Origin of the sequence: Arthrobacter sp. 2762, assembly GCF_040548745.1 — a bacterium.
Lineage (GTDB): Bacteria > Actinomycetota > Actinomycetes > Actinomycetales > Micrococcaceae > Arthrobacter.
The window spans coordinates 297,008-323,246 of sequence record NZ_JBEPSI010000003.1; the positions used below are offsets into that span (position 1 = coordinate 297,008).

Sequence of the window (26,239 nt, forward strand, 5' to 3'; positions counted from 1 at the left end):
GTCAGCCAGTAAGTTCACGCCGGCCCATCAGTAGGCACCCGAGGGCTGGATCATGGCCCTGAAGGTCCGCCACATGATCATCAGATCGCCCGCTATCGACCAGTTTTCGACGTAGTAGAGGTCCAGCCGGACGGCTTCATCCCAGGGGAGGTCCGATCGTCCATTGATCTGCCACAAGCCAGTAATTCCGGGTTTGATGAGCAGCCGGCGGTGGGTATGCCGTTCGTAACCACTGACTTCGCGAAGAAGCGGCGGACGGGGGCCCACCAGGCTCATGTTCCCTGCCAGCACATTCCAGAACTGGGGTAGCTCGTCCAAGGAGTACTTGCGCATCCAACGGCCGCACTTGGTGATGCGGGGATCGTCACGCATTTTGAAGAGAACACCCGCGCCCTGGTCCTTTCCGCTGAGTTCTTCCAGCCGCGCTTCGGCATCAACCACCATGGAACGGAACTTCAGCATCTGGAAGGTGGTTCCTCGCCTGCCAATCCGTTCCTGCCGGAAAAGCACGGGACCCGGACTGTCAAACCTGACTATCAGCGCCAAAACAGCCAGCAGGGGCGCCAGGCAAAGCAAAGCAGCAGCCGAGACCACAATGTCCATGAGTCGCTTGAGCGTGTGTTTGCCGCCGGAGTAATGCGGAATATCCACGTGCATCAAGGGCAGGCCCTCAACGGGGCGCCAGTGGATGCGCGGGCCGGCCACATTGGTCAACGTTGCCGCCAGGACCAGTTCGGCGGAATCTTCTTCCAAGCGCCAGCCCAACTCCTGGATGAACTGGTTGCCCCCGGGGACCGGACCGGCAACGATCACCGCGTTGGCGCCCGTCTGACGCACAGTATGGGCAATGCCGTAAATCGATGACAAGACGGGAACCCGTACGTTATCCACCACCAGGACGGCGCCACGCCGAGCCCCTGGAAGGCATGCCCCCAGGATGTTGTACGCGGCACCGGACTTCCGGTTGATTTGCTTGATGACGTATCTGACGTCCTGTGGCTCCCCCACCACAATGGCGCGGGAGAGGCAGCGGCCGCGTGACTTTTCGCGCGTCAGCCAGCGGCGGAACATCCACCGGCTGCCTGTCAGGGACACCAAGCCCACGGGCAGGGACACCAGGACGAATGAGCTTGCGGACTCCAGTCGGAAGACGACTGCCACGAGCCCCAGGAAGCCAAAAACGCGCAGGCTCGCGGAGAAGACACGCTTGTATTCTTCGGGTCCAACCCCGAGTACTTTCGGATCCCGTGTCCGGTAGACCTCCAGTGCGCCCAGCCAGGCAATGCCAAGTATGAAACCGAGCATGAGGTGCCGCTCATGTCCCGCGCCGCCTGCCGCAACGGCAAGACCGTCAGTGTTCAGAAGGAAACCTGACGTGACTGCTGCCGCTACAAGGGCGGTATCTGCCAATCGAAGGCTGTTGGTGAGCAGCCGTGTCCAGCCGTATCGGCGGGCCAGGGCGGAGGTGCGGCGGGAGCTGCGGTGGGTGACTGGCGGCTTGAGGTCCAGGGTGACATCTGCCCTCAACGCCGCCAGTCCCGCCTTTTCAGCCCGTTGTGCAGCAACGGACTTGTCAATCCAGGGAGACACCGGCGGATTGACATCGACAACAGCCGGTTTCGCTGTGAACGCCGCGCCCAAGGAAAAGTCGTGCGCACCTTGTGGTGCTGCCACCTTGCCCGAACGCAAGACTGGAACTTTTACCATGTCAGCCTTCTTCGCAGACCTGCCGTTGCCTACATCCCAGTGAAGCGGCGGCTGTCAGGAGGCGCACCAGTAGTCGGTACTCAAGTTTGCGCAGTTTTACCCATGGCTCCTACGTGCGAGTACCTAGCCGGATGAGGCAGGACTACGTGCTTTAAGCCTCACGGAACCACCGAAAACCGCTACATTTCGGGCTGGAAACAGGACAAAGAGGTCGCGAGACGACACAAAAAACCGGCCACCGTCGGTGGCCGGTTGGTTGCCGCTTATTGAAGGTTCCTAGTCCTCCAGGCTTTCGAGGTCTTCGTCAAGGATCTCGTCATCGTCCTCTTCCTCGTCATCAAATACCTGCAGCGGAGTAACCTCGGAATATGCCTCGTACAAGGCGTCTTCATAAACCTCGAAGGCATCTGCGACGGCGAAGAACGCCGCCTCGACGTTGGGGTCACCCTCGCCCCGACGGGCGGAAGCGGCGGCCAAATGCTCTTCCAGGGCAGCAGTCAGTGACTGAAGCGCGACACGCGGATCGATGCTCATGACTTCACGTTAGCCCGAAAAGGACGAAAATGGAGAGGGATGAAGGAACAATTTCGAGGCAGCTCCGAAGAGCGCCAACGCGACTATGCACGTCAGTACGAGTACCTCGTACTGACGGTGGGACCTGACGATTCACTGCCCGAAGCCCGGCGTCGGCTCGCAGAGCACTCGGAGTACGGGAAGTGGGAGTTGGAACGCAGCCGGCTATACCTCGGCGGCGGCAGACGCTTCTGGTTGCGCCGAAAAGTCTATTCCGTGCAGCGCACGGTTTAGTCAGCTGGTTTCCTCAGCTATCCAGGGGGCCCAACCAGGCGTTCGCCACCGTATTGTGCGCCGATTCGTCATTGGACGGATGGAAAATTCCAGCGAGTACGTCCCGGTAGAGGCGTTCCAGTTCCGAACCGCGGAAGTAACTGGATCCTCCCGTGACCCTGATCGCCAGATCCACCACGTAGCGGGCATTTTCCGTGGCCCGCGACTTGAGTCCAACAAGCTTGGGGAACCACTGGGTTCCATGGTCCACCAGGTTGTCGATGTCGCGCGCTACTGCCGACAACTGGGGATAGATACCGTCCATGGCAAGGGCTGCGTCGGCAACTTTCCAGCGGATGTCCGGGTCCTGGGCGAAACTGCGTCCGCCGTGCTTCGCCGAGACCCGTCGCTTGACACTTTCAATGCCCAGCATGAATGCGCGCTCCGCCAATCCCGTGTAGACGGCCGCCAACAAGGTCTCAAAGCAGGCAAAGATCGCGAAAATCAGTAAGTCCTGGTTGGGCCCGACAGGCAGTTTACGGAAGATCCGCTCCGCAGGAACCGCCGCTCCCTGCAGCAGTGTGGTGTTCGAAGCACTGGCCCGCATGCCCAGAGTGTCCCAATCGTTAAGGGTTTCGTGCCCCGGTTCATCACGATGGATGAATCCAAAAACCAACTCGCCCTCTCCGTTTCTGGCGTTGGCGTCCTTGCCGAACGTTCCCAGACGTGTCCAACCATGGGAGAGGCTCGTGAAGATCTTCCGTCCGGTGAATCGATAACCACCGTCGGCCAGCGGCTCCGCAAGGGTAGTGGAATCGAACAGCATTGAATCGTTGCCCGCTTCCGAAATTCCGAAAGCGAAAACTTCCCCCTTGCCGGCTTCCTTCAACACGAAGTCCAGCGAGTCCTCTCCCCTGGCGGCCATGACATGCGCGACGCCGGTCCAGACCAAGTGCATGTTGACTGCCAACGCTGTGGCAGGCGCTGCCGTGGCGAGGCGCTGCTGCAACGCAGCTACCGCTTCCAGACCGAGTCCCATACCGCCGTCGGCAACTGGCACGAACAATTTCAGGTAACCGGCGGCTGCCAGCTCTTCAAGGTCTTCATGGAAGAAGAGATTGTTGTGGTCATAACCGGCCGCCCGTCCGCGCAGCCGTTCCAACAGCACATCCGGAAGGATTTCCTCTGGAGTCATCGCGAACCGTCTTTCTTGAAGATTGCGTTTTAGTAGTTGCTCAGCAGCCTGTTCAGGACGCGCGCGCCGAACTGCAGGGACTCTGCCGGTACTCGCTCGTCCACTCCGTGGAACATGCCTGTGAAGTCCAGCTCGTCCGGCAGCATCAGTGGAGCGAAGCCATAGCCGGTGATGCCGATCTTGCTCAAGGACTTGTTGTCCGTGCCTCCGGAGAGGGTGTAGGGAAGCACCCTGGCGCCCGGGTCCTCTGAGTGCAAGGCGTCGATCATGGAGTCCACGAGGTTGCCGGCAAACGGCACCTCCAGCGAGACGTCCTTGTTGACGTAGCTGATCTCAATGCCGTCCCCAGCGAGCTCCTTGATGGTCTCGAACACCAGTTCCTGCTGGCCGGGCAGCGTGCGGCAATCCACGAATGCCTCGGCCGATTCCGGGATGACATTGTGCTTGTAGCCCGAGCGGAGCAGCGTGGGGTTGGAAGTATTTTGCAGCGTTGCCCCCACAAAGCGGGCCACGGTGCCAAGCTCCTTGAGCAGGATGTCCGGGTTGTCGGCATCAAACTCCACGCCAGTGAGTTCGGTCACGCCGTCCAGGAACTGCCTGGTGGTGGGAGTCAGTTCCACAGGCCACTTGTATTCGCCGATTCGGGTGACGGCCGCCGCAAGCCGGGTGATCGCGTTGTCCGTATTGATTTGTGAGCCGTGGCCAGCCCGTCCATGGGCCACCAGCCGCAACCAGGACAAGCCCTTTTCGGCAGTTTGCAGCAGGTAGGTTCGCTGGCCACCGATGGTCGCGGAGAAGCCGCCCACTTCGGAGATAGCCTCGGTGGCCCCATCGAACAATTCGCGCCGGTGCTCCACGGCATACCGGGCGCCATAAGTGCCGCCGGCTTCCTCGTCTGCGAAGAAGGCGAAAATGATATCCCGCTTGGGCCTGCGACCCGTCCTGGCGAAGTCCCGCATCACTGACAGGATCATGGCATCCATGTCCTTCATGTCCACGGCACCGCGACCCCAGATCAGTCCATCCTTCAGCTCACCACTGAAGGGGTCAACGCTCCACTGATCTTTCAAGGCCGGTACAACATCCAGGTGTCCGTGGACCACCAGCGCGTCAGCTGAGGGGTCCTCCCCCGCCATACGCGTGACGACGTTGGCGCGTCCCGGTGCAGACTCGAAAATCTCGGCCTCAAGACCCACCTCAGTGATCAGGCCGGCCGTGTACTCCGCAGCAGCGCGTTCGCCCGGTCCGGTGTCGTCGCCGAAGTTGGAGGAGTCAATCCGGATGAGCTCCTGGCAGATCCGGACAACTTCGTCTTCGGGGCGGATGACAGACATGGAAATTCTCCTTGCGTTGGCTGGGCTGCAGGTGCCGGCGACGCGCACTGCGGACCCCGCAGCTCTACCGTCCCGTGTTCCACCAGCCTACTCACCGGAAGCGCCGTCGGTTGAGCAATTCCGGGCGCCGCCACGCGTTGAAAGCCCGCAGCCCGTCCTGACCAGCATCGATTTTTTAGTTGCTTCAAACCGTGTTAGAGTTTTTCTCGCTGCTTCGGAGGAAAGTGAAGCACCGGAAGGTGCAGAATGGCTTCTCTGAACACCACCTGCGCGGGTGGCGGAATGGCAGACGCGCTAGCTTGAGGTGCTAGTCCTCGAAAGGGGGTGGGGGTTCAAGTCCCCCTCCGCGCACAAAGAAGGCCCCGGGAAACCGGGGTTTTTTTGTGCCCTCAACCACGCCGAGGCCCATATCCAACCACGAGGGCCCATTTCCAACCATGGGTTTACTAAGCCAACGGCCAGCCCCTCCATGAGTCCTGGGCCACCCGTTTGATCTGTCCGGCTGGAAACCATTCCACATGATAGTCCCGCCGATCATCCATCCACTCCACAAGGCCGTAGGTCCGTGTGTACTTGATCGCCCTTCCATACACCTCACCAACACGGACAAGCGGTTGGGCACCCGGCTCCAGCTCCATGATTTTGCCATCGTCAGGTTTGGGGTGCTTTGCCTCCGCCTCGGTCTGCAACATCATGCGGGCGAAAGCTTTGGAGTCTTGCTTGGGTCTCATGGACTAAGAATAGAACATATATTCGAATATGGCTGAGGGTCCGCGCAAGGGCATCACCTCTCAGTTGCCCTGGCGGGCAGCCTTCTCGACCGCCGCCAGCATACTTTCGAAGGTCGCCGTCAGCATTCTGTCAATCAGGGGGCCGGTCAGGCGGCCAACGGGCCCACCCCTGGGCACATAACGGTAGTCAAAGGCCATCGCTGTCCCCTCGCCATCTTGCTGCAGGACGAGCCTGGACTTCGCTTGTTTGAAGGGCACCAAGGCCGACGGCTCGTTCTTCGTTGCGAGGGCGCGGCCTTCCTCCCATTCGGTGACAGTTTCGATCATCGAGCCGACGGGCGACAGGTGTACCTGACGGCGGGCGCCCAGCCCTTGGGTCTTGATGCCGACGGCTTCTGATGCCCTTAGGCCGTTCCAGACGTCGGCGAGGTTCCCGAAATCCGCTAACACAGCCCAGATGGATGTACTGGATGCAGCCGCTTGTCGCCGTACGGTCAGGTGGCGTTCCCTCATGATCATCACTCCCGGCTGAACTGGAATGCGCGGCGTCCAGGCAGGATTCCCAGCGCTAGGTGAGTGTATCCAGAGGATACTTCCGAAGTCACCAGGTTCCAGCAGGCTCCTACAATGGAGCCACGCTGCCCCTGAAGTGACGCCGACCGCTGCGTGGGTTCCACGCCACGTAGTCCGAACGCTGCCAAGCCCCGGTTTCCGCCTGGATGGTGGAGATGTCCAGCGCCACCCGGGCCGGCAGGAACACCGGCGCCTCAAACGTCACGTCCCAGGTGAAGGCATCAGACTTGACCGCTCCGACGTCTGCCAACGCTCGGGAGGCAAGGTACATGCCGTGGGCAATGGATCCCCTCAAACCCAATGCTTTGGCCGATAGGACGCTCAGATGGATGGGATTGAAATCGCCGGAGACGGCGGCATAACTGCGTCCGATGTCCAGGTCCAGTTGCCACAGGGCCGTGGGGTCCGGCGGGGAAAAGTTGCCATTATCTCCGGAGCCGCTTGGGTTTCCCGGCTTGTCGATACCAGGCAGGAAGACCCCTTTCGCAAGGTATGTGGAAATTCCCCGCCACAGAAGCACGCCTAAGGTGCTGGAGCGCACTTCAGCGATGACATCCACTTGCGTACCCGCCCGATGACCCGAAAGGTTCTCCGACCAGGACCGGATGTCCAGGGCTTCTGTGAACTGGATGGGAATCCGCTGCTCTACATGGTTCCTGAGGTGGATCATCCCGAGCAGTGGCAATGGAAAATCATCCCTGTTCATCACGCTCATGGACACCGGAAAGGCCAGTGCGTGAACGAATCCTGCCGGCAGGATGTCACTGGCGGTCTCTCCCAGAAGGTGCTGGTAAGCGGTCAGGTTGGCGACGTCCGCCTGGACTCCCTTGACCTCGTGGCTAACCGCGGGCAATGTTGCCTGGCCCGCCGATGACCCCAGCACGCGCCGGCGGGCGGCAGTTGCCGCGGCATTCATGTAGAGCTTGGACAGCGACGGCAGCTCCCCAAGGATGACCGGCTGCGGTTTGCTCATGCTCCCACCAATTGCTGTCCGCACACGCGAAGGACTTCGCCCGAGATTCCTCCCGCGGCGTCGCTCGCCAGGAATGCGATGGCTTCCGCCACGTCCTGTGGCTGGCCACCCTGCCTGAGGGAATTGGCCCTTCGCGCAGCTTCCCGAATGACGAACGGCATCCGGGCGGTCATCTCTGTTTCAATAAACCCCGGTGCTACAGAGTTGATCGTCCCTCCGAAGGACTCCATGAGCGGCGCTGTTGAGCGCACCATTCCGATCACGCCACCCTTGGACGCGGCATAGTTGGTTTGGCCCCTGTTGCCGGCAATGCCGCTGGTGGATGCCACCGAAACGATGCGCGGCTTCTCCTTGAAGTGCTCCGATGCCAGGAGGGTCTGATTGATCCTCAGTTGCGCGGCGATGTTGACGGCGATGACAGACTGCCAGCGGCCCTCATCCATGTTGGCCAGGAGCCGGTCGCGGGTGATGCCAGCGTTGTGGACTACGACGTCGAGCCTGCCATGGCGTTCCACTGCGTGGTCGATGATCCGGTGACCGGCGTCGTCCCGGGTGATGTCGAGCTGGAGGGCGGTCCCGCGGACCTCGTTGGCCACTGCCGCCAAATGATCCCCCGCGGCAGGGACATCCACCAGCACAACCTTTGCCCCATCACGGTGGAGCGTCCGGGCGATCGCGGCACCAATGCCCCGCGCTGCACCAGTGACCACGGCAACTTTTCCGGCAAGGGGTTTGTCGGCGTCAAAGGGCAGGCTGCCGAGCGACGAACTGACAGTCAGGAACTGGCCATCCACATAGGAGGAGCGGCCGGAAAGGAAGAACCGGAGGGCTCCCAGTGCGGACGGGCTGGTGGTGGCTAAATCCTCGTCGAGAAGAATGCCGTTCGCGGTGGCTCCGGCACGCAATTCCTTGGCCAGTGAACGCAGCAGGCCATCGACGCCCTGCCGGGCGGCAGCGGAAGCGGGCGCCGGTGCCGACTGGGCCGTTCTTGAGAGGGTAATGACACGTCCGTTGGGTGCGAGGTCCCGCAAGGAAGCACCAATTGTCAGCACTGGTTTGCCCAGGTCCTCCGGGTGCTGCACGGCGTCGAGGACAACAATGATGGCCCCGAGCTTTTCCTTGGGCAATGCATGACGGCGGATGTCCAGGCCCCAACCAACAAGCGTGGTGGCGAGGTCATCTGCGCCCCGGCTGTCGCCGTTGACCAGCACCGGCCCAGCCACAAGCGGTGCGCCTGGTTGGTGTCGACGTAGCTCAACCGGCTGCGGCAGGCCGAGCCTTTTGGCGACGTCCTTGCCTAGGCCCTTGCTGACCATTTTGGCGTACTTGTCTGTCATCACGCTCCCCTAGGCTGCTTCCAGAATGGCAACAACGCCCTGCCCGCCGGCGGCGCACACGGAAATCAGGCCACGTGCCGGCCTTCCATCCACAGCTCCCTTGTCATGGAGCATCTTTGCCAGCGAGGCCACGATCCTGCCACCGGTTGCTGCAAATGGGTGACCGGCAGCGAGTGAAGAACCGTTGACGTTGAGCTTGGTGCGGTCCACCTTTCCCAGCGCACCGTCCAGCCCCAACCGCGTTCGGCCGAAGTCCTCATCTTCCCAGGCAGCCAGGGTGCTGAGGACGGTTCCGGCGAAGGCCTCATGGATTTCGAAGAAGTCGAAGTCCTCCAGAGTCAGCCCATGGCGGGCGAGCAGGCGCGGTACGGCAAAGACCGGCGCCATCAGAAGTCCGTCCTTGCCGTGGACGAAGTCGACGGCGGCCGCCTCACCGTCCAGGACGGTGGCGAGCTTGGGCAGGCCGCGGCTGTCCGCCCACTCTTCGGTGGCAAGGAGGACCGTTGCGGCGCCATCGGTCAGCGGCGTCGAATTGCCGGCGGTCATTGTGGCCTCGGATCCCAGGTTCTTGCCAAAGACAGGCTTCAGCGTGGAGAGCTTCTCCAACGTGGTGTCCGCGCGAAGATTAGAGTCCCGGTTGAGGCCCCGGTACGGAGTAATGAGGTCCTCGAAGAAGCCGCGTTCGTACGCGGCGGCGAGGTTGCGGTGGCTGTTGAAGGCGAGCTCGTCCTGTGCCTCCCGGCTGATCTTCCACTGTGCCGTGGTGAGGGCCTGGTGTTCGCCCATGGACAGACCGGTACGTGGTTCGCCGGTGTTGGGAGCATCCGGGGCCAGATCCTTTGGCCGGATGCGGGCCAGGATCTTCAGCTTCTGGACGGAGGTCTTGGCGCGGTTGAGGTCCAGCAGGATCTCCCGCAGCCCCTCGCTGACAGCGATCGGGGCATCGGACGCGGAGTCAACGCCACCGGCGATCGCCGATTCGATCTGGCCGAGCTTGATCTTGTTGGCCAGCCCAAGCACGGTTTCCAGTCCCGTTGCACATGCCTGCTGAAGATCGTATGCGGGTGTCTCTGGAGATAACGCCGAACCCAGTACAGCCTCCCGGGTGAGGTTGAAGTCCCGTGAATGCTTCAGCACGGCTCCAGCCGCTACTTCACCGATCCGCTCATCCTGCAACCCGAAGCGGGCGATCAGTCCATCCAGTGCAGCAGTAAGCATGTCCTGGTTGGAGGACTTCACATAGGCGCCGCCCGTCCGGGCAAAGGGGATCCGGTTGCCTCCGACGATGACGGCAGAACGCGTCCCTTGAATGCCGTTGTTCCGCTCTCCGCTTGCGAAGCCGTTTGTACCTGTGTTCGTGCCCGCGGGTGCGTCTGCTGCAGCCATGCTTGACTCCTTCGATGAATACCAGTTACCGATACCCAGCGTACCTGATACGCTGGGTATCGTGAACCGTCGTCGTACAGATTTTCCGCACGAACCTGCCTCTTCCGGGGCTGGTGCTGTTGATACCGCCGTAGAGTCCGGCAACGCCCTCCCGGACCCTGCGGTAGATGGGCGTGCCGCCAGATGGCAGAGCCATCGCGAGGAGCGTCGGCGCGAGCTCATCAAGGCAGCACGCAGGGCTGTGCACGCCTTGGGCAGTGAGGCGTCAATGGAAGACATCGCCGGTGCCGCAGGCACCTCAAAGTCGGTGTACTACCGCTATTTCGGCGATAAGGCAGGCCTTCAACAGGCCATGGGAGAAGTGGTGCTGGGGCAAATGCAACGCCGCATGAAAGAAGCGGCACAATCGGCGCAGACGCCACGTGAAGGGCTCTACGCCATGGTCTCGGCCTACCTGCAAATGGCGGAGTCCAGCCCCAACGTTTATGCGTTCATCACCCGGTTGACGCCCGGGGAAGCTTCCTCGCAGGATGCCATTGCGGCGTCGGGCGCTCTGGGAAACTTCTTCGAACAAATCACCGACATGATCGCCACGCCCATGCGGCAGTATCTCGGTGCAGAGAAAGAGGCGTTGATCGAGTACTGGCCCACTGCAGCCATCGGGCTCGTTCGGAACGCCGGCGAAATGTGGCTGGGAAGCCCTGCCTCCGACAGCAAGCCGAACCAGGCAACCATGGCCGGGCACATTACGGACTGGCTCTGCCTGGGCATCGCTCCTGAGCTCAAAGCAACAACCTGACATGAGCAACGACCCATCAGTTGTAAGAACCACAGAAGGAATCAACATGACTGAAGTAGTGGACCGGGCGCCATCAGCCCATCAACCGTCCGGCCGCGAGGACGCGGCCACGCGCACCAGTGGCTCCGGCAACACTGCATCCGGCAAGCACGGTGCGGACCCCGTGGTGGATGTCGCGGCGCTGGGTGAGCAGCTCTTGGGCAAGTGGGCCCACATCCGGCACCAAGCCCGCGAGGTAGCGGGTCATCCCGATGTCCAGAAGATCGAAGGCCTGCACCACACGGAACACCGTTCCCGCGTGTTTGAACAGTTGAAGTTCCTGGTGGATAACAATGCTGTCCACCGGGCGTTCCCCACGCGCCTGGGAGGCTCTGATGATCACGGCGGCAATATTGCCGGATTCGAAGAGCTCGTCACTGCCGACCCGTCACTGCAGATCAAGGCCGGCGTTCAGTGGGGCCTCTTTGGCTCCGCTGTCATGCACCTTGGTACCCGGGAGCACCACGACCAATGGCTCCCCGGCATCATGAGCCTGGCAATTCCGGGGTGTTTCGCGATGACCGAGACGGGCCACGGCTCCGATGTCGCAAGCATCGCCACTACGGCCACCTATGACGAAGCGACCCAGGAATTCGTCATCAACACCCCCTTCCGGGCAGCCTGGAAGGACTACATCGGCAACGCCGCGAACGATGGCTTGGCCGCCGTCGTGTTTGCACAGCTGGTAACCAAGAACGTTAACCACGGCGTCCACGCCTTCTATGTAGAGCTGCGCGACCCCACTACCAAAGAATTCCTGCCAGGCATCGGCGGGGAGGATGACGGCATCAAGGGCGGCCTCAACGGCATCGACAACGGCAGGCTCCATTTCACTGATGTCCGTATCCCCCGCACCAACCTCCTGAACCGATACGGCGATGTAGCTGCCGATGGAACGTATTCATCAACCATCGAGAGTCCGGGCCGCCGTTTCTTCACGATGCTTGGAACCCTGGTCCAGGGCCGGGTCTCCTTGGACGGGGCAGCTGTGGCGGCCAGCAAGGTGGCGCTCAAAACAGCCATCCAGTACGCCACCGAGCGCCGTCAGTTCAATGCTTCCTCCCCCACTGACGAAGAAGTCCTGCTGGACTATCAGCGTCACCAGCGGCGCCTGTTCACCCGGCTTGCCACGACCTACGCCGCCAGTTTTGCCCACGAGCAGCTCCTGCAAAAGTTCGACGACGTCTTCTCCGGTGCCCACGACACCGACGCCGACCGTCAGGATCTGGAAACCTTGGCGGCCGCGCTGAAGCCCCTCAGCACCTGGCATGCGCTGGACACGTTGCAGGAATGCCGGGAAGCCTGTGGTGGCGCAGGCTTCCTGATCGAGAACCGCTTCGCCTCGTTGCGCGCGGACCTTGACGTTTACGTCACTTTTGAAGGCGACAACACCGTACTGCTGCAGCTGGTGGCCAAGCGTCTCCTGGCTGACTACGCCAAGGAATTCCGCAGTGCGGACTTCGGCGTGCTTGCACGCTATGTAGTGGACCAGGCCGCGGGTGTCGCCTTGCACAGGACGGGCCTTCGCCAGGTTGCCCAGTTCGTAGCGGACACGGGTTCGGTGCAGAAAGCAGCACTGGCTTTGCGCGACGAGGAAGGCCAGCGGACCCTGCTGACTGACCGCGTGCAGTCCATGGTGGCAGAAGCAGGTGCTGCGCTGAAGGGTGCCAATAAGCTGCCGCAGCACCAGGCGGCGGCCCTGTTCAACCAGCACCAGCATGAACTCATCGAAGCCGCTCAAGCCCATGCCGAGCTCCTCCAGTGGGAGGCCTTCACGGAGGCACTGGCCGAGGTATCCGATGAGGGAACCAAGCGGGTCCTCACCTGGCTGCGGGATCTGTTCGGGCTTTCGCTCATCGAGAAGCACTTGTCGTGGTACCTCATGAACGGCCGGCTGTCGATGCAGCGCGGCCGGACCGTAGGGACGTACATCAACCGGTTGCTGGTCAAGATCCGTCCGCACGCGCTGGACCTCGTGGACGCCTTTGGCTACGGACCCGAGCACCTGCGGGCAGCAATCGCGACCGGCGCTGAAGCAAGCCGCCAGGATGAGGCCAGCACCCACTTCCGTAAACAGCGCGCCAGCGGCTCCGCACCGGCGGACGAGAAGTCACTACTGGCACTGAAGGCGTCCAAGTCCCGGTAACAGTACAAGACATCCGGTCAGTGAACTTTTTCGGAAGTTTCGCCAAACCACGACGGCGCCGTCCCCACTCAAGGGGGCGGCGCCGTCGTGGTTTTGACTGCTTTTCCGGACGGGCCGGGGCTGAATTAAGGCTGCCCAGGTAAGAGTGCTCAGTTGAGAACGGAGCGGTATACCTCAAGGGTGGTTTCAGTGATCGATTCCCACGAGAAGTGTTCCTCGGCGCGGCGCCTGCCCGCCATGCCCATCTTGCGGGCGCGCTCTGGATCTGCCACTACCTCGTTCAGGGCTGCAGCGAAGTCGGCCACAAATTTCTGTGGATCCAGGGGCGTTCCCGTACCGTCGGTGACCTGCTCCAAGGGGACCAGCAAGCCGGTTTCGCCATGCTGGACCACCTCTGGAATGCCGCCGGTTGCGCTTGCCACCACAGCGGCGCCGCAAGCCATTGCTTCAAGGTTCACGATGCCCAGCGGTTCGTAGATGGAGGGGCAGGCGAATGCCGTGGCATGGCTGAGGACCTGGATGAGTTCCCGGCGCGGGAGCATCCTCTCAATGAGGATGACGCCCTCGCGTTTGCTTTGGAGCTCCTCAATGAGGCGTGCTGTTTCAGCTGCCAATTCGGGGGTGTCAGCTGCGCCCAGGCAGAGGACCAGCTGAACGTCGGCGGGAAGGCTGGAAGCGGCGCGCAACAGGTAGGGGACGCCCTTTTGGCGGGTGTTCCGGCCAACGAACACCACACTTGGCTTGCCGGGATCTATACCCAACGCGCGGATGGCGTCGTCCTCTTCGTCTCGTTCCCACAGGGAAACATCGATCCCGTTATGTACCACCCGGACCTTGGCGGGATCAACGTCAGGGTAGCTGCGCAGGATGTCCTGCCGCATTCCATCGGACACGGCGATGATCGCCGCGGCAGCTTCATAGGCTGTCTTCTCCACCCATGAGGACAATGCGTAGCCGCCACCGAGCTGTTCGGCCTTCCACGGACGCAACGGCTCCAGGCTGTGGGCGCTCAGTACATGGGGGATGCCATGCAGCAGCGAAGCGAGGTGTCCTGCCATGTTGGCGTACCAGGTGTGCGAGTGGACGAGATCCGCTCCCGCAATGTCCGGAACGATCCGAAGATCCACGCCCAACGTCTGCAGGGCAGCATTGGCGTCGCCGAGGTCCTGGGGTGTGGCGTAGGAGGCCACGGTGGCCCCATGGTAGTCGGCATCACGTGGGGCGCCAAACGCCCGGACATGAAGATCCACGTGCTTCGCCAGCACACGGCTGAGCTCGGCAACGTGGACACCGGCACCGCCATAAATTTCCGGAGGGAATTCTTTAGTCACAATGTCTATTCGCACGTTACCCAACGTAGTCGTTCCGGCTTATGTGTTCTAGTGTGAAAGGGTCCGGAAAATCGGACTTTTGGGGGCTACGAAGACGTACGGGGAGCTATGACCATGGCGTTGAAGAAAGTATTGGCAATCGTGTTGGCTGGCGGCGAAGGCAATCGCCTCATGCCTTTGACGGCGGACAGGGCGAAGCCAGCGGTTCCGTTTGCGGGGGGCTACAGGCTTATTGACTTTGCACTATCGAATCTGGTCAATTCGGGATATTTGAAAATCGTGGTTCTGACGCAGTATAAATCGCACAGCCTTGACCGCCATATCTCCGAGACGTGGCGCATGTCCACACAGTTGGGCCGCTATGTAGCTTCCGTTCCCGCGCAGCAGCGCGTCGGCAAGAGCTGGTTCCTTGGCAGCGCCAACGCCATCTACCAGTCTCTGAACCTTATTCACGATGACGCTCCGGACATTGTGGTTGTGGTCGGCGCAGACCACGTTTACCGCATGGACTTCTCACAGATGGTGGAACAGCACATTGCCAGCGGCGCGAAGGCTACCGTAGCAGCCGTCCGGCAGCCGCTGAACATGGCCAACCAATTCGGTGTGATTGAGGTTGACCAGAACGATCCCCAGAAGATCGCGGCATTCGTGGAGAAGCCGGCCAGCACGCCCGGACTTGCGGCCGATCCCACCCAGTTCCTCGCCTCCATGGGCAACTATGTCTTCAACGCGGACGCCCTCGTTGAGGCGCTTCATGTTGACGCCGAGCGCCTCGATACAAAGCACGACATGGGCGGGGACATCATTCCCTACTTCGTGGACAAGGGTGAAGCCGGAGTCTATGACTTCACGCTTAATGACATCCCTGGTGCGACGGAACGCGACCGTACCTACTGGCGGGACGTTGGCACCATCGACTCCTTCTACGACGCCCACGTTGACCTCATCTCCCCCGTTCCCATCTTCAATCTCTACAACTCCGAATGGCCCATCTACACCCGCCAGAGCATCTCCCCTCCCGCCAAGTTTGTCCGTGGCGGGAACAGCACGGTGGGTACCGCCCTGGACTCCATCGTGGCCAGCGGAGTGGTCATCTCAGGCGGCATTGTTGAAGGATCCGTGCTCTCCAACGACGTCTTCGTGGAGGCGGGCAGCCGTGTCCAGGACTCAGTACTGATGGATAAGGTCCGCGTCGGCGAAGGTGCAGTGATCAAGCGGGCCATCCTGGACAAGAACGTCAAGGTCCCTGCCGGCGCCGCGATCGGACTGGACCCGGCCTTGGACAAGGCCCGTGGCTACAAGGTCACCGAATCCGGGATCACAGTCCTTGCCAAGGGACAGCTTGTTCCTGAACCTGGCGAAGAGGAGCTCGCGTTGTCCGCAGAGTACCGCCGGGGCCTGCCGGAAGCCGTTAAGGCTGCCACGCAGGATGACCCCGATATCCGGGATTCTGCAGAAAAGGTGGCTGCCGGCATCCAGGCACGGGTGGTAGACGCAGCATCACAGGGCGCCGGCCGCTAGGTTCCCGCCCGGCACCGGCTGCGCTGGTAGAACCCGAGGCAGGCCTCAGGCTCCCAAGGCTGTAAAATCAGGTCAATGAGCTCCACCGATCTGACGCCTGAAGAGATCCAGGCCTGCCTCAAGGTTCTGACCACAATCCACGTCTACGACGAGGAGCACCCGGACTACGTCGCGGTCCGCCGTGCAACGGGCAAGATGTTCAAAGCCGTCAAGCGGCACCGCCGGGTCACCAAGCGGGACCTGATCGCGGAAGCCGACCGTGCAGTCCTTGCCCTCACTGCGACAGCTGCGCCGGACCGCATCGATGACGAAACCCGTGGCAACAAGCTTGCTCCTTCAGCCACCGGCGAGGTCGCGGGCCACCTGATCCGTTCACGTCCCTGCTATATCTGCAAGCAGCACTACACGCAGGTGGATGCGTTCTACCACCAGCTGTGCCCCGAGTGCGCTGCGTTCAGCCACAGCAAACGCGACGCCCGCACGGACCTCACGGGTCGCAACGCCCTGTTGACGGGTGGCCGCGCCAAGATTGGTATGTATATTGCGCTGCGCCTGCTCAGGGACGGCGCCCACACCACCATCACAACACGATTCCCCAAGGACGCAGCCCGTCGGTTTGCTGCCATGGAAGACAGCGCGGATTGGCTGCACCGCCTGCGGATCGTTGGCATCGACCTCCGTGATCCCGCCCAGGTGATGGCCCTGACGGACTCCCTGAACAAGGCCGGCCCGCTGGACATCATCATCAACAATGCCGCGCAAACCGTGCGACGCTCGGGCAACGCCTACAAACCCTTGGTTGACGCCGAGGACGAGCCCTTGCCGGCCGCATTGGAGGCTGTCAACGGAGGCCCCGAATTGGTCACGTTCGGCCACGCCCATGACAAGCATCCCCTGGCCCTGGCCAGCAGCGTCACCGAACATCCTGTCCTTGCCGGAGACGCGATCACTTCCCTGGCGCTCTCTACAGGTTCGGCGTCTTTGGCCCGGATCGAATCCGGAACGGCTATCGATGCCGGTGGGCTGGTCCCTGACCTCGCCACCATCAACAGCTGGACGCAGGTAGTGGACGAAGTGGATCCGCTCGAAATGCTCGAGGTGCAGCTGTGCAACGTCACAGCTCCGTTCCTGCTGGTCAGCCGTCTCCGCGATGCCATGAAGCGTTCAACGGCACGGCGAAAGTACATCGTGAACGTTTCGGCCATGGAGGGGCAGTTCTCCCGTGCCTACAAGGGTCCGGGGCATCCACACACCAATATGGCCAAAGCTGCCTTGAACATGATGACGCGCACCAGTGCGCAGGAAATGTTGGATTCCGATGGCATCCTCATGACTGCCGTGGACACCGGTTGGATCACCGACGAACGTCCGCATTACACCAAGGTGCGGCTGATGGAAGAAGGATTCCATGCGCCCTTGGACCTGGTGGACGGTGCTGCCCGCGTGTACGACCCCATCGTGATGGGTGAGAACGGCGAGGACCAGTACGGTGTGTTCCTCAAGGATTACAAGCCCTCACCCTGGTAAATCCAAAAGTCTTCGAGTGTGTTTACAGATATGGCCCCCAAGCGCTTCTTGGGGGCCATATCTGTTCACAAACTACTTATGCGAGGCGGGTGATCTCCACGGAAACGGATAGCCCCGAACCTCCGCCGCCGGAAAGAATGCCTTTCAGGGGCGGAACATCCCGGTAATCCCGTCCCCTCGCCACAGTCACGTGGTAGTCGCCGGCAGGCTTATGGTTGGTGGGATCCCAGCTGCGCCATTCGCCGTCCCACCACTCCAGCCAAGCGTGGGACTGACCGGCAACGGTTTCGCCGATGTCAGCGGACGATCGCGGATGGATGTAGCCCGAAACGTAGCGCGCTGGTATGCCCCGGCTACGCAATGCGCCAATGGCCAAATGGGCAAGGTCCTGGCAGACACCCTGGCGTTGCGTCCACGCCTGTTCGGCATTCGTCGTGACACCTGTGGTGCCCTTCATGTACGTCATCTCGCCGGCCATCCACGAAAAGACCGCCAAGGCCGCCTCATGGGGGTTCTTACCGTCGACCACGCCTGGAATGATGCCGAGGACTTCCTCACCCGGACCGCTCAAGCGGGACTGGGGCAGCCAATCGCTGAATTCGTCCTGGATCTTCTCCGAGGCGATGACGTCCCAGCCGACGATGTCGTCCTCGGTTGCCACGCGCTCGGTGCGGTGCACTTCCACCGTGGCCGTGGCAAGGACCTCGAGGCTCTCGTGGGGCATCTGCATATCGAAGGCAGTGACGCGAGTGCCCCAGTAGTCGCGGTAGGTGCTGACCGAGGCCTGGTTGGGCGAAACCTTCAGCGAGGATTCCAGGACCACCTGCTGGCCGTCCGTCAATGGAGTCATCCGGGCCTCGTTGTAGGACAACGTCACGCGTCGGTTGTATTTGTAGGCCGTCTTGTGGACGATGCTCAGCCGGGTCATGAAACTTCTCCCACCCAGGCGTGCTCATCAGCCTGATTGAAGTACTTACGGGAAATCGCGTCCGAAGCCTGGGTAACGGCCTTCTGCACACGTTCCATATGCTCGGGCAATTCGGACATCAAGTCATCCGTCCTGTGGAACTCCAGGAACGTTCTGGCCTGCCCAACAATCCGGCGGGCATCGTTGATGAAGCCGACCCGCTGTGCTGAAGGATCCAGCTTTGCCAGGCACTCGTCCGCGTCGCGCAGGGCGTAGACGATCGAGCGCGGGAACAAACGGTCCAGAAGCAGGAACTCGGCTGCGTGCTGGTCGCCAAATGCGGCCCTCCGGGTCCGGATGAAGGACTCGTACGCGCCGGCGCACCGCAGCATGTTCACCCAGGACATTCCCGCGGACTGGACATCCCGCGTGGACAACATGCGTGCTGTCATATCGGCCCGCTCAAGCGACCGCCCGAGTACCATGAACAGCCAGCTCTCGTCATGGCTGACGGTGGTATCCGCCAGTCCGCGCACCATGGCGGTCCGCTCAAGGACCCAGTTGCAGAAACGGTAGGTTCCCACGACGTCCTTGCGATGCTGGCTGAGGCCGTAGTACGTGGTGTTGAGGCTTTCCCAGAGTGACTGCGAGACGGTCTCCCGCGCCCTGCGTGCGTTCTCACGTGCGGCGCCAAGCGAGCCCGCGATGGAGGACGCGCTCTGCTTGTCATAGGCAAGGGCATGCAGCAACTCGGGCAAACCGAAGTCTTCGCTTTGTGGTTTCGCGCCCATTACGGCGAGGAGTTCACGGGCAACACTGCGTTGCTCTTCAAGCGGCAGGTGGTTCAGGCGCTCCAGGTGCACGTCCAGGATCCTGGCAGTGCCGTCGGCCCGCTCTACATAGCGTCCGATCCAGAAAAGTGACTCGGCAATACGGCTCAGCATGAAACTGCGCCTCCTTCGCGTGGTGCTTGTCGAAGTTCAGGGGTCAATGCAGCAGGGGTCCCTCTGAGGCCTGCAATCCGGATCACTGCTGCTGCTCCGTCTGGCGGTCCCGCCAATTGCTTTCCACGGGCCACACAGAAACCTGTTCGCGCACCGTCACGGACTGGCGCGGAATGATCTCGGCAGGCATCTGTGGCGAATTGGCCAACACCCAGGTGTCCTTGGAACCGCCGCCCTGGCTGGAATTCACAATCAGGGAACCTTCCTTGAGCGCCACACGGGTCAGGCCGCCGGGAAGGACCCAGACGTCGTCGCCGTCGTTGACTGCAAAGGGGCGGAGGTCCACGTGCCGCGGGCCGAATTTGTCTCCGGAGAGCGTGGGCACCGTCGAGAGTTGAAGAACGGGCTGGGCGATCCAGCCACGCGGATCTGCAATCACGCGCTTCCGCAAAGCGTCAAGCTCCTCCTTGGAAGCATCCGGGCCAATGACCAGGCCCTTGCCGCCTGAACCATCGACGGGCTTGACCACCAGCTCCCCCAAGCGGTCCAGAACATGTTCCCTGGCTTCCTTTTCCTCGAGCCGGAAAGTGTCGACGTTGGCGATGATCGGCTCTTCGTGAAGGTAGTACCGGATCAGGTCAGGCACGTAACTGTACACGAGCTTGTCATCGGCCACGCCGTTGCCAACCGCGTTGGCGATGGTTACGCCACCAGCGCGGGCGGCGTTGACCAGGCCAGGGCAACCGAGCATGGAATCGGAACGGAACTGCAAGGGATCCAGGAAGTCGTCGTCGATGCGCTTGTAAATGACATCCACGCGCTGTTCGCCGGCGGTGGTCCGCATGTACACACGGTTGCCGCGGCAGATCAGGTCCCGGCCTTCCACCAATTCCACGCCCATGAGTCCGGCAAGGAGAGTGTGCTCAAAATAAGCGCTGTTGAAGACACCAGGCGTGAGGACCACAACCGTGGGATCGTCGACGCCGGCCGGTGCGGTCTTGCGCAGCGCTGAGAGGAGCCGGCGGGGGTACTCCTCTACGGGCCGAATGTGCTGCTGCCCGAATGCCTCGGGCAGGCCTTTGGCCATGGCGCGGCGGTTCTCCAGTACGTAGCTCACTCCGGAGGGGACACGGACATTGTCCTCAAGGACACGGAAGGTGCCTTCGGCATCACGGACGACGTCGATGCCGGAGACGTGGACGCGAACACCACCGGAAGGCTCGAAGCCGTGAACCGCACGGTGGAAATGGGCGCTGGTGGTGACGAGTTGCCGGGGAATGACGCCATCAGTCACTACAGCCATCCGGCCATACACATCGTTGAGGAACGCTTCGAGGGCCTTGACCCGCTGTGCCACGCCGCGCTCAAGGACGTCCCACTCGTCAGAGGGGATAACGCGGGGAACGATATCCAGCGGGAACGGCCGCTCCTCCCCCGCGTAGTCGAAGGTCACGCCGCGGTCCAGGAACGTGCGTGCCATGGAATCGGCGCGGGCGGTGACATCGGCCAGGGAAAGCTCGCGCAGTGCACCGGCAACCTGACCGTAGGATTTTCTGGCGACGTGGCCGGGGGCGAACATCTCGTCGTAGGCGCCGCTGCGCGCAGCGGCCTCGGAATAATCCTGAAATAGGTCAGACATGGGAATTAGACAATCACCTTTTTGAGTCAAGCGCATTTCGCACTGATTGTGTCGCGGTTTCCGGAGACTCCCGGTTCGCCTTTCGGTGCCCCCATCCGGCAGGGTTGAGGCATGCCCTTGAACAGTCTTGCCCTCCAACTGTCCCGGCTGGGGCCGGGGTTGGTCCTGAGTATTGCCGCAACGGGGGTCGCCTTCACCGTCCACGCGGTATTTCCGGCATTGGGGGTCATTCCCGTCATGACGCTTGCTGTTGCACTGGGCCTGCTCTCTGCAAATATACCGGGCACTGCTGTCTGGGCGGCGGGGCGCGCCCGGCCAGGCCTGGACTTCGCCGGGAAGCACCTCATGCGTGCCGGAATCGTCCTGCTTGGACTCAAGGTGAGCATGGGCGACGTCCTCGGATTGGGGTGGTTGTCACTGCTTCTGATTGCAGCCGTGGTGTTACTGAGTTTCGCAGGGACCTACGGACTCGCGAAGATCCTCCGCCTTCCGGATGAGGCGGCACTCCTGATCGCCACAGGGTTTTCCATTTGCGGGGCGTCGGCCATCGGTGCCATGGCAGCGGTAAGGCGGGTCAAGCACCAGGACACTGTTCTTCCCGTGGCGTTGGTGACATTGTGTGGCACCCTGGCGATTGGAGTGCTCCCCCTCCTCATGCACCCCCTGGGCTTGAACCCGGAACAATTCGGAGCGTGGACCGGTGCGTCAGTACATGATGTCGGCCAAGTGGTTGCCACCGCCCAAACTGCGGGGACAGCGGCACTGGCTGTCGCCGTCGTCGTTAAATTGACGAGGGTGGTGCTCTTGGCGCCCATCGCGGCGGCGGCAGGGCTTCACCAGCGGGTGATGCACGTGCGGCGGCGGGTTAACGGCGTGTCAGGTCAATCAGGAGAGCACGACGGCGATGGCCGGTTTCCGCCAATTGTCCCTCTGTTTGTCCTCGGCTTCATCGCGATGGTGGGCGTTCGTACCTTGGGGTGGGCGCCGCCGGCGGCTCTGGAAGCCGCCGCCGGAGTACAGGACATCCTGCTCGCGACCGCCCTGTTTGGGCTCGGTTCCGCGGTGCGGGTGCGCACCCTCGTTCATACAGGGGGCCGTGCCGTTGCTGTGGCACTGGGATCGTGGCTGCTGATCGCAACGCTGGGCCTGGGCGCCGTTTGGATCATGATTAGATAGCTGTGTGTCGAATCACAATCTCTCGCGCGACGAAGCCGCAACACGTTCAGCCCTGATCACCACCCACAGCTACGACGTCACCCTCGATGTCCGCGACGCGGCAGATCCCGCAACCGCAGGGTACCCGAGCACCAGCACCATCAGGTTTTCAGCCATACCCGGTGCAGCTACTTTCCTGGATTTCATCAGCGGCGGAGTGCAGTCCGTGGTGCTGAACGGCAAGGCGCTTGATGTTGAGCGTGTGGTGGACCGGGACAGGATCATCCTGGAAGGCCTGGCTACCGAAAACACTGTCACTGTGACCGGCACAGCGCTCTACAGCCGCTCCGGAGAGGGCATGCACCGGTTCGTCGACCCCGCCGATGGCCAGTGCTACCTCTACACCCAGTACGAACCGGCCGACAGCCGCCGGGTCTTCGCGAACTTCGAGCAGCCCGACCTCAAAGCAGAATTCACTTTCCACGTGATCGCTCCGGCAGTCTGGGAAGTCGCCTCCAATGGCATGGAGACCGCCCGAACGCCTCTGGCGGATGATGCGTCGGCCCACCGCTGGGATTTTGCTACCACCAAACGGATGTCCACCTACATCACCACCATCCTCGCCGGACCCTACTTCAAGGCCACTGATCATTGGGGAGCAAGGCTCGACGACGGCACCCGCCTTGACGTGCCACTGGCCCTTTACTGCCGCGCGTCTTTGGCGGAGTCGTTCGATGCCGATGAACTCTTCCGGTTGACCAAGAGCGGGCTGGCGTTCTTCAACGAGCTTTTCGACTACCCCTATCCTTGGGGCAAATACGATCAGGCGTTCGTGCCCGAGTACAACCTCGGGGCCATGGAAAACCCCGGGCTGGTCACCTTCACTGAGAAGTATGTCTACGCTTCGCGGGCAACAGACGCCCAGTACCAGGCGCGCGCCAACACCCTGATGCACGAGATGGCGCACATGTGGTTCGGCGACCTCGTCACCATGACCTGGTGGGACGACCTCTGGCTCAAGGAATCCTTCGCTGACTACATGGGGACCCTCGGCGTGGACCGGGCCACTGACTGGGATACCGCATGGGTGAACTTCGCCAGTAAACGCAAAGCCTGGGCCTATGTACAGGACCAGCTGCCCACCACGCACCCCATCGTTGCCGATATTCCGGACCTCGAGGCGGCCAAGCAGAACTTTGATGGAATCACGTATGCCAAAGGGGCCTCTGTTCTGAAGCAGCTGGTGTCTTACGTAGGCTTTGACGACTTTATCGCCGGGTCCCGTCAGTACTTCCGGGACCACGAGTTCGGCAACACCTCGCTGCAGGACCTTCTGCAGGCGCTCAGCGTCGCGTCGGGAAGGGACCTTGCCGGCTGGGCGCGCCAGTGGCTGCAGACATCGGGCATTTCCACCATCACCGCAGACATTGTGGATGACAGCGGGATCATGGGCGCCGTGACGCTCCAACAGGATGCGACCGACCCCCTGACGGGCAAGCAGGAGTTGCGGCCCCACCGACTCCGGTTGGGCCTGTATGACCTTGATTCCTCCGGCCACCTCGTCCGGAGAGAGAGCATCGAGCTGGACGTCTCCGGCCCGAGCACGCTGGTGGCCGAACTGGCAGGGAAGCCCCGGCCCGCCCTGCTGCTGGTCAACGACGAGGACCTCAGCTACGCGAAGGTGCGGCTGGACGCCCTTTCGGAGCACACGGTCCGCAGTTCCCTGGGCACTATCGAAGACCCCATGGCACGTGCGCTGTGCTGGACCGCCCTGTGGGATTCGGCTCGGGATGGCGCTACGCCAGCGGTTCGGTACGTTGCCGCCGTCGAACAGTTCGCTCCCGCCGAAACCGGCATCGGCGTCCTCCTGAACGTGCTGGGCAACGCAGCCACCGCTATTGAACGTTATGTCCCGGCTGTCATGCGGGAAGGCGTGCGAAAGGACTTCCTGGCAGTCGCCGCCGCCCAGTTGCAATCCGCAGCCCCTGGATCCGACCACCAGCTTGCGTGGGCCAGAACCCTGGCCGATGTTTCCAGGCACGGCGACAGCGAGCTCCCCCTGCTGCGGGGCATCCTGGAAGGCGGCACGATCATTGACGGCCTGGCCGTCGATGCCGAACTGCGCTGGAGTTTCCGGCAGGCCCTCGCCGCCCACGGACAAGCCATGCAGCGCGAGCTGGATGCTGAACTTGAGGCGGACAAGACGGCCTCCGGCCGCGAAGGCCATGCAGTAGCCTCCTCAGCACGCCCTGACGCCTCCGTAAAGGCGGCAGCCTGGGACGCAGCCGTCAACAATACCGACCTCTCCAACGAGATCCTCAGTGCAACAATCACGGGTTTCACCATTGCACCCAGAGACCTCCTGGAGCCATACATCGAGCCGTACTTTGAATGCCTGGAACGTGTCTGGGCGGAGCGCAGTATCGAAATCGCAGGCAGGATCGTCAGGGGCCTCTACCCCGGCGCCCAGGATCTGGCGGCCGGCATGGAGCCGATCACGCATCCAGTGCTGGTAAAGACTGACCAGTGGCTGCATGAGCATACCGATGCACCCCGTGCTTTGCGCCGCATCATTATCGAACAGCGCAGCCACCTGCTGCGGGCCCTGACGGCGCAGGCGGCCGGTTAGGGAACCCTGTTCAGCCACTCCTCTGTGCCAAACTTGGTTTCTACCCGCTTCCTGGCTTCCAAAAGTTCGTCGTCCGACAGACGCGACTCAACTGCGCCGTACCGTTCCGTAAAGACTTCCTGCATGGCCTCAATGATGGCGGCGCGGGCCAAGCCGGTCTGACGGCGCAACGGGTCCACTCGCTTCTTGGCGCTTCGCGTGCCTTTGTCTGAGAGCTTTTCCTTGCCGATGCGCAGGACCTCCACCATCTTGTCGGCGTCGATGTCATAGCTCATGGTCACGTGGTGCAGCATCCCTCCGTTGGCGAGCCGTTTCTGGGCCGCACCCCCGATCTTGCCTTGCTCAGTGGAGATGTCATTGAGGGGAACGTAGAAGGCCGTGATGCCAAGCTTCTCCAGCGCCGCCATGACCCATGCATCAAGGAAGGCGTAGGAATCAGCGAAACTGATGCCATCCACCAACGTCTGCGGTACGTAGAGGGAGTAGGTGATGCAGTTGCCGGCTTCCATGAACATTGCACCGCCACCACTGATACGGCGGACTACCGTGATGCCGTGCCTGGACACGCCTTCAAGATCGACTTCGTTGCGAACAGACTGGAAACTCCCGATGACCACTGAAGGTTCTTCCCAGTCCCAGAAGCGCAGGGTGGGATTTCGGAGTCCCGCGCCGACTTCTTCCGTGAGCACCTCGTCGAGTGCAACGTTAACCTCGGTGGGCAGGACCGTCGGCGGGATAATTTCCCATTGGTGGTCGGACCAGCCCGTGGCTTTGGACAGCGCACGGCGGACAGTCACGGCAACCGCCTCTGCAGAGAATCCAAACAGTACGGACTCTGGTGACAACCCTGCTGAGACGGCCGCAGTGATGTCTGCAGCCGGGGTCGTCACGGGCAGGCCAGTCAGCGCGGCATTAATGTCCTGCAGCGCTTCGTCGGGCTCCAGGAAGAAGTCCCCGCTCAGTGAAACGTTGGCCAGCCGGCCATCCCGGACATCCAGGTCCACCACCACGAGTTTGCCCCCGGGAACTTTATACTCCCCGTGAAGGCGCGTGACGCCGTCGTTGATGTCGTTGATGTCGTTAAGGTGTTCTTCGTGTGCGGGCTGGGGCGTCATGCGTTCCATCTTGCCGGAAAACGAAAAAGCCCGCACTGCCGGAAATTCCAGCGATGCGGGCCTTCGAAAAGCCTTGGGGTGAAGTGGTTACTTCGAGCCGCCGAAGCCCTTGAAGCGAGCGTTGAAGCGCTCGACGCGGCCAGCGGAGTCCATGATGCGCTGCTTGCCCGTGTAGAACGGGTGGGACTCCGAAGAGATTTCGACGTCGATAACCGGGTAGGTGTTTCCGTCTTCCCATTCGATGGTCTTCGAGGAAGACACAGTCGACTTGGTCAGGAACTTCGTGCCGGAAGCCAGGTCGTTGAAAACAACAGCTTCGTACTTCGGGTGGATATCAGACTTCATAATGGGACCTTTTGTTCACGCAACTGGATTTTGCCAGCTGCCAGGTATGAATGGAGGTGGTCCGCCTGCTGCCATGTAGAAATTTCAGCGGCCGGGCCAACAATCAATCATAGCCGAAAC

22 protein-coding genes and 1 tRNA gene are annotated in these 26,239 nt (G+C 61.8%); 8 read left to right on the forward strand and 15 right to left on the reverse strand.

Translation table 11 applies throughout. The features are described from left to right. Positions 1-27: 27 nt before the first annotated feature. The gene (locus tag ABIE18_RS07960; protein WP_499722143.1) at positions 28-1,707 is read right to left on the reverse strand and encodes a sugar transferase; all 1,680 of its coding nucleotides are present in this window, start codon (positions 1,705-1,707) and stop codon (positions 28-30) included. Positions 1,708-1,983: 276 nt separating this feature from the next. Continuing rightward, positions 1,984-2,241: a hypothetical protein gene (locus tag ABIE18_RS07965; protein ID WP_431115260.1), complete on the reverse strand. Its 258-nt coding sequence runs from the start codon at positions 2,239-2,241 to the stop codon at positions 1,984-1,986. A 39-nt stretch (positions 2,242-2,280) separates the two neighbouring features. Here ABIE18_RS07965 and ABIE18_RS07970 point away from each other — a divergent pair, with 39 nt between their 5' ends. After that, positions 2,281-2,514, forward strand: coding sequence for a DUF5703 family protein (locus ABIE18_RS07970; protein WP_216925728.1), 234 nt, complete (start codon positions 2,281-2,283; stop codon positions 2,512-2,514). Between the two features lie 13 nt (positions 2,515-2,527). On the opposite strand, the gene ABIE18_RS07975 is transcribed toward ABIE18_RS07970, so the two are convergent. Together ABIE18_RS07975 and ABIE18_RS07980 are read right to left on the reverse strand one after the other, a co-directional pair. Next, the gene (locus tag ABIE18_RS07975; protein ID WP_499722144.1) at positions 2,528-3,688 is read right to left on the reverse strand and encodes an acyl-CoA dehydrogenase family protein; all 1,161 of its coding nucleotides are present in this window, start codon (positions 3,686-3,688) and stop codon (positions 2,528-2,530) included. Between the two features lie 29 nt (positions 3,689-3,717). Further along, on the reverse strand, positions 3,718-5,022 hold the full coding sequence (locus ABIE18_RS07980; RefSeq protein ID WP_499722145.1) for a M20/M25/M40 family metallo-hydrolase: 1,305 nt from the start codon (positions 5,020-5,022) through the stop codon (positions 3,718-3,720). A gap of 268 nt (positions 5,023-5,290) precedes the next feature. On the opposite strand from ABIE18_RS07980, the gene ABIE18_RS07985 reads away from it, so the two are divergent. Further along, positions 5,291-5,373: transfer RNA gene (locus tag ABIE18_RS07985), tRNA-Leu, on the forward strand. A gap of 95 nt (positions 5,374-5,468) precedes the next feature. Here ABIE18_RS07985 and ABIE18_RS07990 read toward each other — a convergent pair. From ABIE18_RS07990 to ABIE18_RS08010, 5 genes are all read right to left on the reverse strand, one after another. Further along, the gene (locus ABIE18_RS07990) at positions 5,469-5,753 is read right to left on the reverse strand and encodes a hypothetical protein (RefSeq protein WP_499722146.1); all 285 of its coding nucleotides are present in this window, start codon (positions 5,751-5,753) and stop codon (positions 5,469-5,471) included. A 60-nt stretch (positions 5,754-5,813) separates the two neighbouring features. Next, entirely contained in the window at positions 5,814-6,266 is a 453-nt protein-coding gene (locus tag ABIE18_RS07995) for an SRPBCC family protein (RefSeq protein ID WP_499722148.1), read from the reverse strand. A gap of 109 nt (positions 6,267-6,375) precedes the next feature. Next, positions 6,376-7,299: a MaoC/PaaZ C-terminal domain-containing protein gene (locus tag ABIE18_RS08000; RefSeq protein ID WP_499722149.1), complete on the reverse strand. Its 924-nt coding sequence runs from the start codon at positions 7,297-7,299 to the stop codon at positions 6,376-6,378. Continuing rightward, positions 7,296-8,636, reverse strand: coding sequence for a 3-oxoacyl-ACP reductase (locus ABIE18_RS08005; RefSeq protein ID WP_499722150.1), 1,341 nt, complete (start codon positions 8,634-8,636; stop codon positions 7,296-7,298). Before ABIE18_RS08005 ends, ABIE18_RS08000 begins: the two co-directional genes overlap by 4 nt. A 9-nt stretch (positions 8,637-8,645) precedes the next feature. After that, positions 8,646-10,022, reverse strand: coding sequence for an acetyl-CoA C-acetyltransferase (locus ABIE18_RS08010; protein ID WP_499722152.1), 1,377 nt, complete (start codon positions 10,020-10,022; stop codon positions 8,646-8,648). On the opposite strand from ABIE18_RS08010, the gene ABIE18_RS08015 reads away from it, so the two are divergent. Together ABIE18_RS08015 and ABIE18_RS08020 are read left to right on the forward strand one after the other, a co-directional pair. Continuing rightward, positions 10,021-10,821: a TetR family transcriptional regulator gene (locus ABIE18_RS08015; RefSeq protein ID WP_499722153.1), complete on the forward strand. Its 801-nt coding sequence runs from the start codon at positions 10,021-10,023 to the stop codon at positions 10,819-10,821. The two genes, ABIE18_RS08010 and ABIE18_RS08015, sit on opposite strands and share 2 nt — an antisense overlap. A gap of 46 nt (positions 10,822-10,867) precedes the next feature. Beyond that, positions 10,868-13,006 (forward strand): acyl-CoA dehydrogenase family protein, encoded by a 2,139-nt coding sequence (locus tag ABIE18_RS08020; protein WP_499722155.1) that lies wholly within the window; start codon positions 10,868-10,870, stop codon positions 13,004-13,006. 149 nt (positions 13,007-13,155) lie between these two features. Here the strand turns inward: ABIE18_RS08020 and glgA are convergent, their stop codons facing one another. Beyond that, positions 13,156-14,352: a glycogen synthase gene (gene glgA, locus ABIE18_RS08025; RefSeq protein WP_499722157.1), complete on the reverse strand. Its 1,197-nt coding sequence runs from the start codon at positions 14,350-14,352 to the stop codon at positions 13,156-13,158. 93 nt (positions 14,353-14,445) lie between these two features. Here glgA and glgC point away from each other — a divergent pair, with 93 nt between their 5' ends. Together glgC and ABIE18_RS08035 are read left to right on the forward strand one after the other, a co-directional pair. Continuing rightward, a complete protein-coding gene (gene glgC, locus ABIE18_RS08030; protein WP_431115247.1) occupies positions 14,446-15,858 on the forward strand; it encodes a glucose-1-phosphate adenylyltransferase in 1,413 nt (470 codons plus the stop codon). Positions 15,859-15,933: 75 nt separating this feature from the next. After that, entirely contained in the window at positions 15,934-17,385 is a 1,452-nt protein-coding gene (locus ABIE18_RS08035) for an SDR family NAD(P)-dependent oxidoreductase (protein WP_499722158.1), read from the forward strand. A 76-nt stretch (positions 17,386-17,461) separates the two neighbouring features. Here the strand turns inward: ABIE18_RS08035 and ABIE18_RS08040 are convergent, their stop codons facing one another. From ABIE18_RS08040 to ABIE18_RS08050, 3 genes are all read right to left on the reverse strand, one after another. Continuing rightward, complete coding sequence (locus tag ABIE18_RS08040) at positions 17,462-18,313, reverse strand: transglutaminase family protein (RefSeq protein ID WP_477515641.1); 852 nt, start codon at positions 18,311-18,313, stop codon at positions 17,462-17,464. Further along, positions 18,310-19,236, reverse strand: a complete 927-nt coding sequence (locus tag ABIE18_RS08045) for an alpha-E domain-containing protein (RefSeq protein ID WP_216925742.1) — start codon at positions 19,234-19,236, stop codon at positions 18,310-18,312. The genes ABIE18_RS08040 and ABIE18_RS08045 overlap by 4 nt, the downstream gene beginning before the upstream one ends. An 82-nt stretch (positions 19,237-19,318) precedes the next feature. Beyond that, a complete protein-coding gene (locus tag ABIE18_RS08050) occupies positions 19,319-20,875 on the reverse strand; it encodes a circularly permuted type 2 ATP-grasp protein (RefSeq protein ID WP_499722159.1) in 1,557 nt (518 codons plus the stop codon). A gap of 111 nt (positions 20,876-20,986) precedes the next feature. Between ABIE18_RS08050 and ABIE18_RS08055 the strand changes: the two genes are divergently transcribed. Both ABIE18_RS08055 and pepN read left to right on the forward strand, forming a co-directional pair. Next, positions 20,987-22,051: a YeiH family protein gene (locus tag ABIE18_RS08055; protein ID WP_499722160.1), complete on the forward strand. Its 1,065-nt coding sequence runs from the start codon at positions 20,987-20,989 to the stop codon at positions 22,049-22,051. A 4-nt stretch (positions 22,052-22,055) separates the two neighbouring features. Beyond that, entirely contained in the window at positions 22,056-24,659 is a 2,604-nt protein-coding gene (gene pepN, locus ABIE18_RS08060; protein WP_499722161.1) for an aminopeptidase N, read from the forward strand. On the opposite strand, the gene lplAB is transcribed toward pepN, so the two are convergent. Next, positions 24,656-25,774, reverse strand: coding sequence for a lipoate-protein ligase LplAB (gene lplAB, locus ABIE18_RS08065; RefSeq protein WP_499722162.1), 1,119 nt, complete (start codon positions 25,772-25,774; stop codon positions 24,656-24,658). The two genes, pepN and lplAB, sit on opposite strands and share 4 nt — an antisense overlap. Before the next feature lie 87 nt (positions 25,775-25,861). Then, entirely contained in the window at positions 25,862-26,119 is a 258-nt protein-coding gene (locus ABIE18_RS08070; protein ID WP_223932840.1) for a type B 50S ribosomal protein L31, read from the reverse strand. Between the last annotated feature and the right edge of the window lie 120 nt (positions 26,120-26,239).

Excerpts from the sequence above, each read along its gene's own strand:
- ABIE18_RS07960 (WP_499722143.1), bottom strand. The coding sequence starts at position 1,707 with ATGGTAAAAGTTCCAGTCTTGCGTTCGGGCAAGGTGGCAGCACCACAA.
- ABIE18_RS07965 (WP_431115260.1), bottom strand. The coding sequence starts at position 2,241 with ATGAGCATCGATCCGCGTGTCGCGCTTCAGTCACTGACTGCTGCCCTG.
- ABIE18_RS07970 (WP_216925728.1), top strand. The coding sequence starts at position 2,281 with ATGAAGGAACAATTTCGAGGCAGCTCCGAAGAGCGCCAACGCGACTAT.
- ABIE18_RS07975 (WP_499722144.1), bottom strand. The coding sequence starts at position 3,688 with ATGACTCCAGAGGAAATCCTTCCGGATGTGCTGTTGGAACGGCTGCGC.
- ABIE18_RS07980 (WP_499722145.1), bottom strand. The coding sequence starts at position 5,022 with ATGTCTGTCATCCGCCCCGAAGACGAAGTTGTCCGGATCTGCCAGGAG.
- ABIE18_RS07990 (WP_499722146.1), bottom strand. The coding sequence starts at position 5,753 with ATGAGACCCAAGCAAGACTCCAAAGCTTTCGCCCGCATGATGTTGCAG.
- ABIE18_RS07995 (WP_499722148.1), bottom strand. The coding sequence starts at position 6,266 with ATGAGGGAACGCCACCTGACCGTACGGCGACAAGCGGCTGCATCCAGT.
- ABIE18_RS08000 (WP_499722149.1), bottom strand. The coding sequence starts at position 7,299 with ATGAGCAAACCGCAGCCGGTCATCCTTGGGGAGCTGCCGTCGCTGTCC.
- ABIE18_RS08005 (WP_499722150.1), bottom strand. The coding sequence starts at position 8,636 with ATGACAGACAAGTACGCCAAAATGGTCAGCAAGGGCCTAGGCAAGGAC.
- ABIE18_RS08015 (WP_499722153.1), top strand. The coding sequence starts at position 10,021 with ATGCTTGACTCCTTCGATGAATACCAGTTACCGATACCCAGCGTACCT.
- ABIE18_RS08010 (WP_499722152.1), bottom strand. The coding sequence starts at position 10,022 with ATGGCTGCAGCAGACGCACCCGCGGGCACGAACACAGGTACAAACGGC.
- ABIE18_RS08020 (WP_499722155.1), top strand. The coding sequence starts at position 10,868 with ATGACTGAAGTAGTGGACCGGGCGCCATCAGCCCATCAACCGTCCGGC.
- glgC (WP_431115247.1), top strand. The coding sequence starts at position 14,446 with ATGACCATGGCGTTGAAGAAAGTATTGGCAATCGTGTTGGCTGGCGGC.
- ABIE18_RS08035 (WP_499722158.1), top strand. The coding sequence starts at position 15,934 with ATGAGCTCCACCGATCTGACGCCTGAAGAGATCCAGGCCTGCCTCAAG.
- ABIE18_RS08040 (WP_477515641.1), bottom strand. The coding sequence starts at position 18,313 with ATGACCCGGCTGAGCATCGTCCACAAGACGGCCTACAAATACAACCGA.
- ABIE18_RS08045 (WP_216925742.1), bottom strand. The coding sequence starts at position 19,236 with ATGCTGAGCCGTATTGCCGAGTCACTTTTCTGGATCGGACGCTATGTA.
- ABIE18_RS08050 (WP_499722159.1), bottom strand. The coding sequence starts at position 20,875 with ATGTCTGACCTATTTCAGGATTATTCCGAGGCCGCTGCGCGCAGCGGC.
- ABIE18_RS08055 (WP_499722160.1), top strand. The coding sequence starts at position 20,987 with ATGCCCTTGAACAGTCTTGCCCTCCAACTGTCCCGGCTGGGGCCGGGG.
- lplAB (WP_499722162.1), bottom strand. The coding sequence starts at position 25,774 with ATGACGCCCCAGCCCGCACACGAAGAACACCTTAACGACATCAACGAC.
- ABIE18_RS08070 (WP_223932840.1), bottom strand. The coding sequence starts at position 26,119 with ATGAAGTCTGATATCCACCCGAAGTACGAAGCTGTTGTTTTCAACGAC.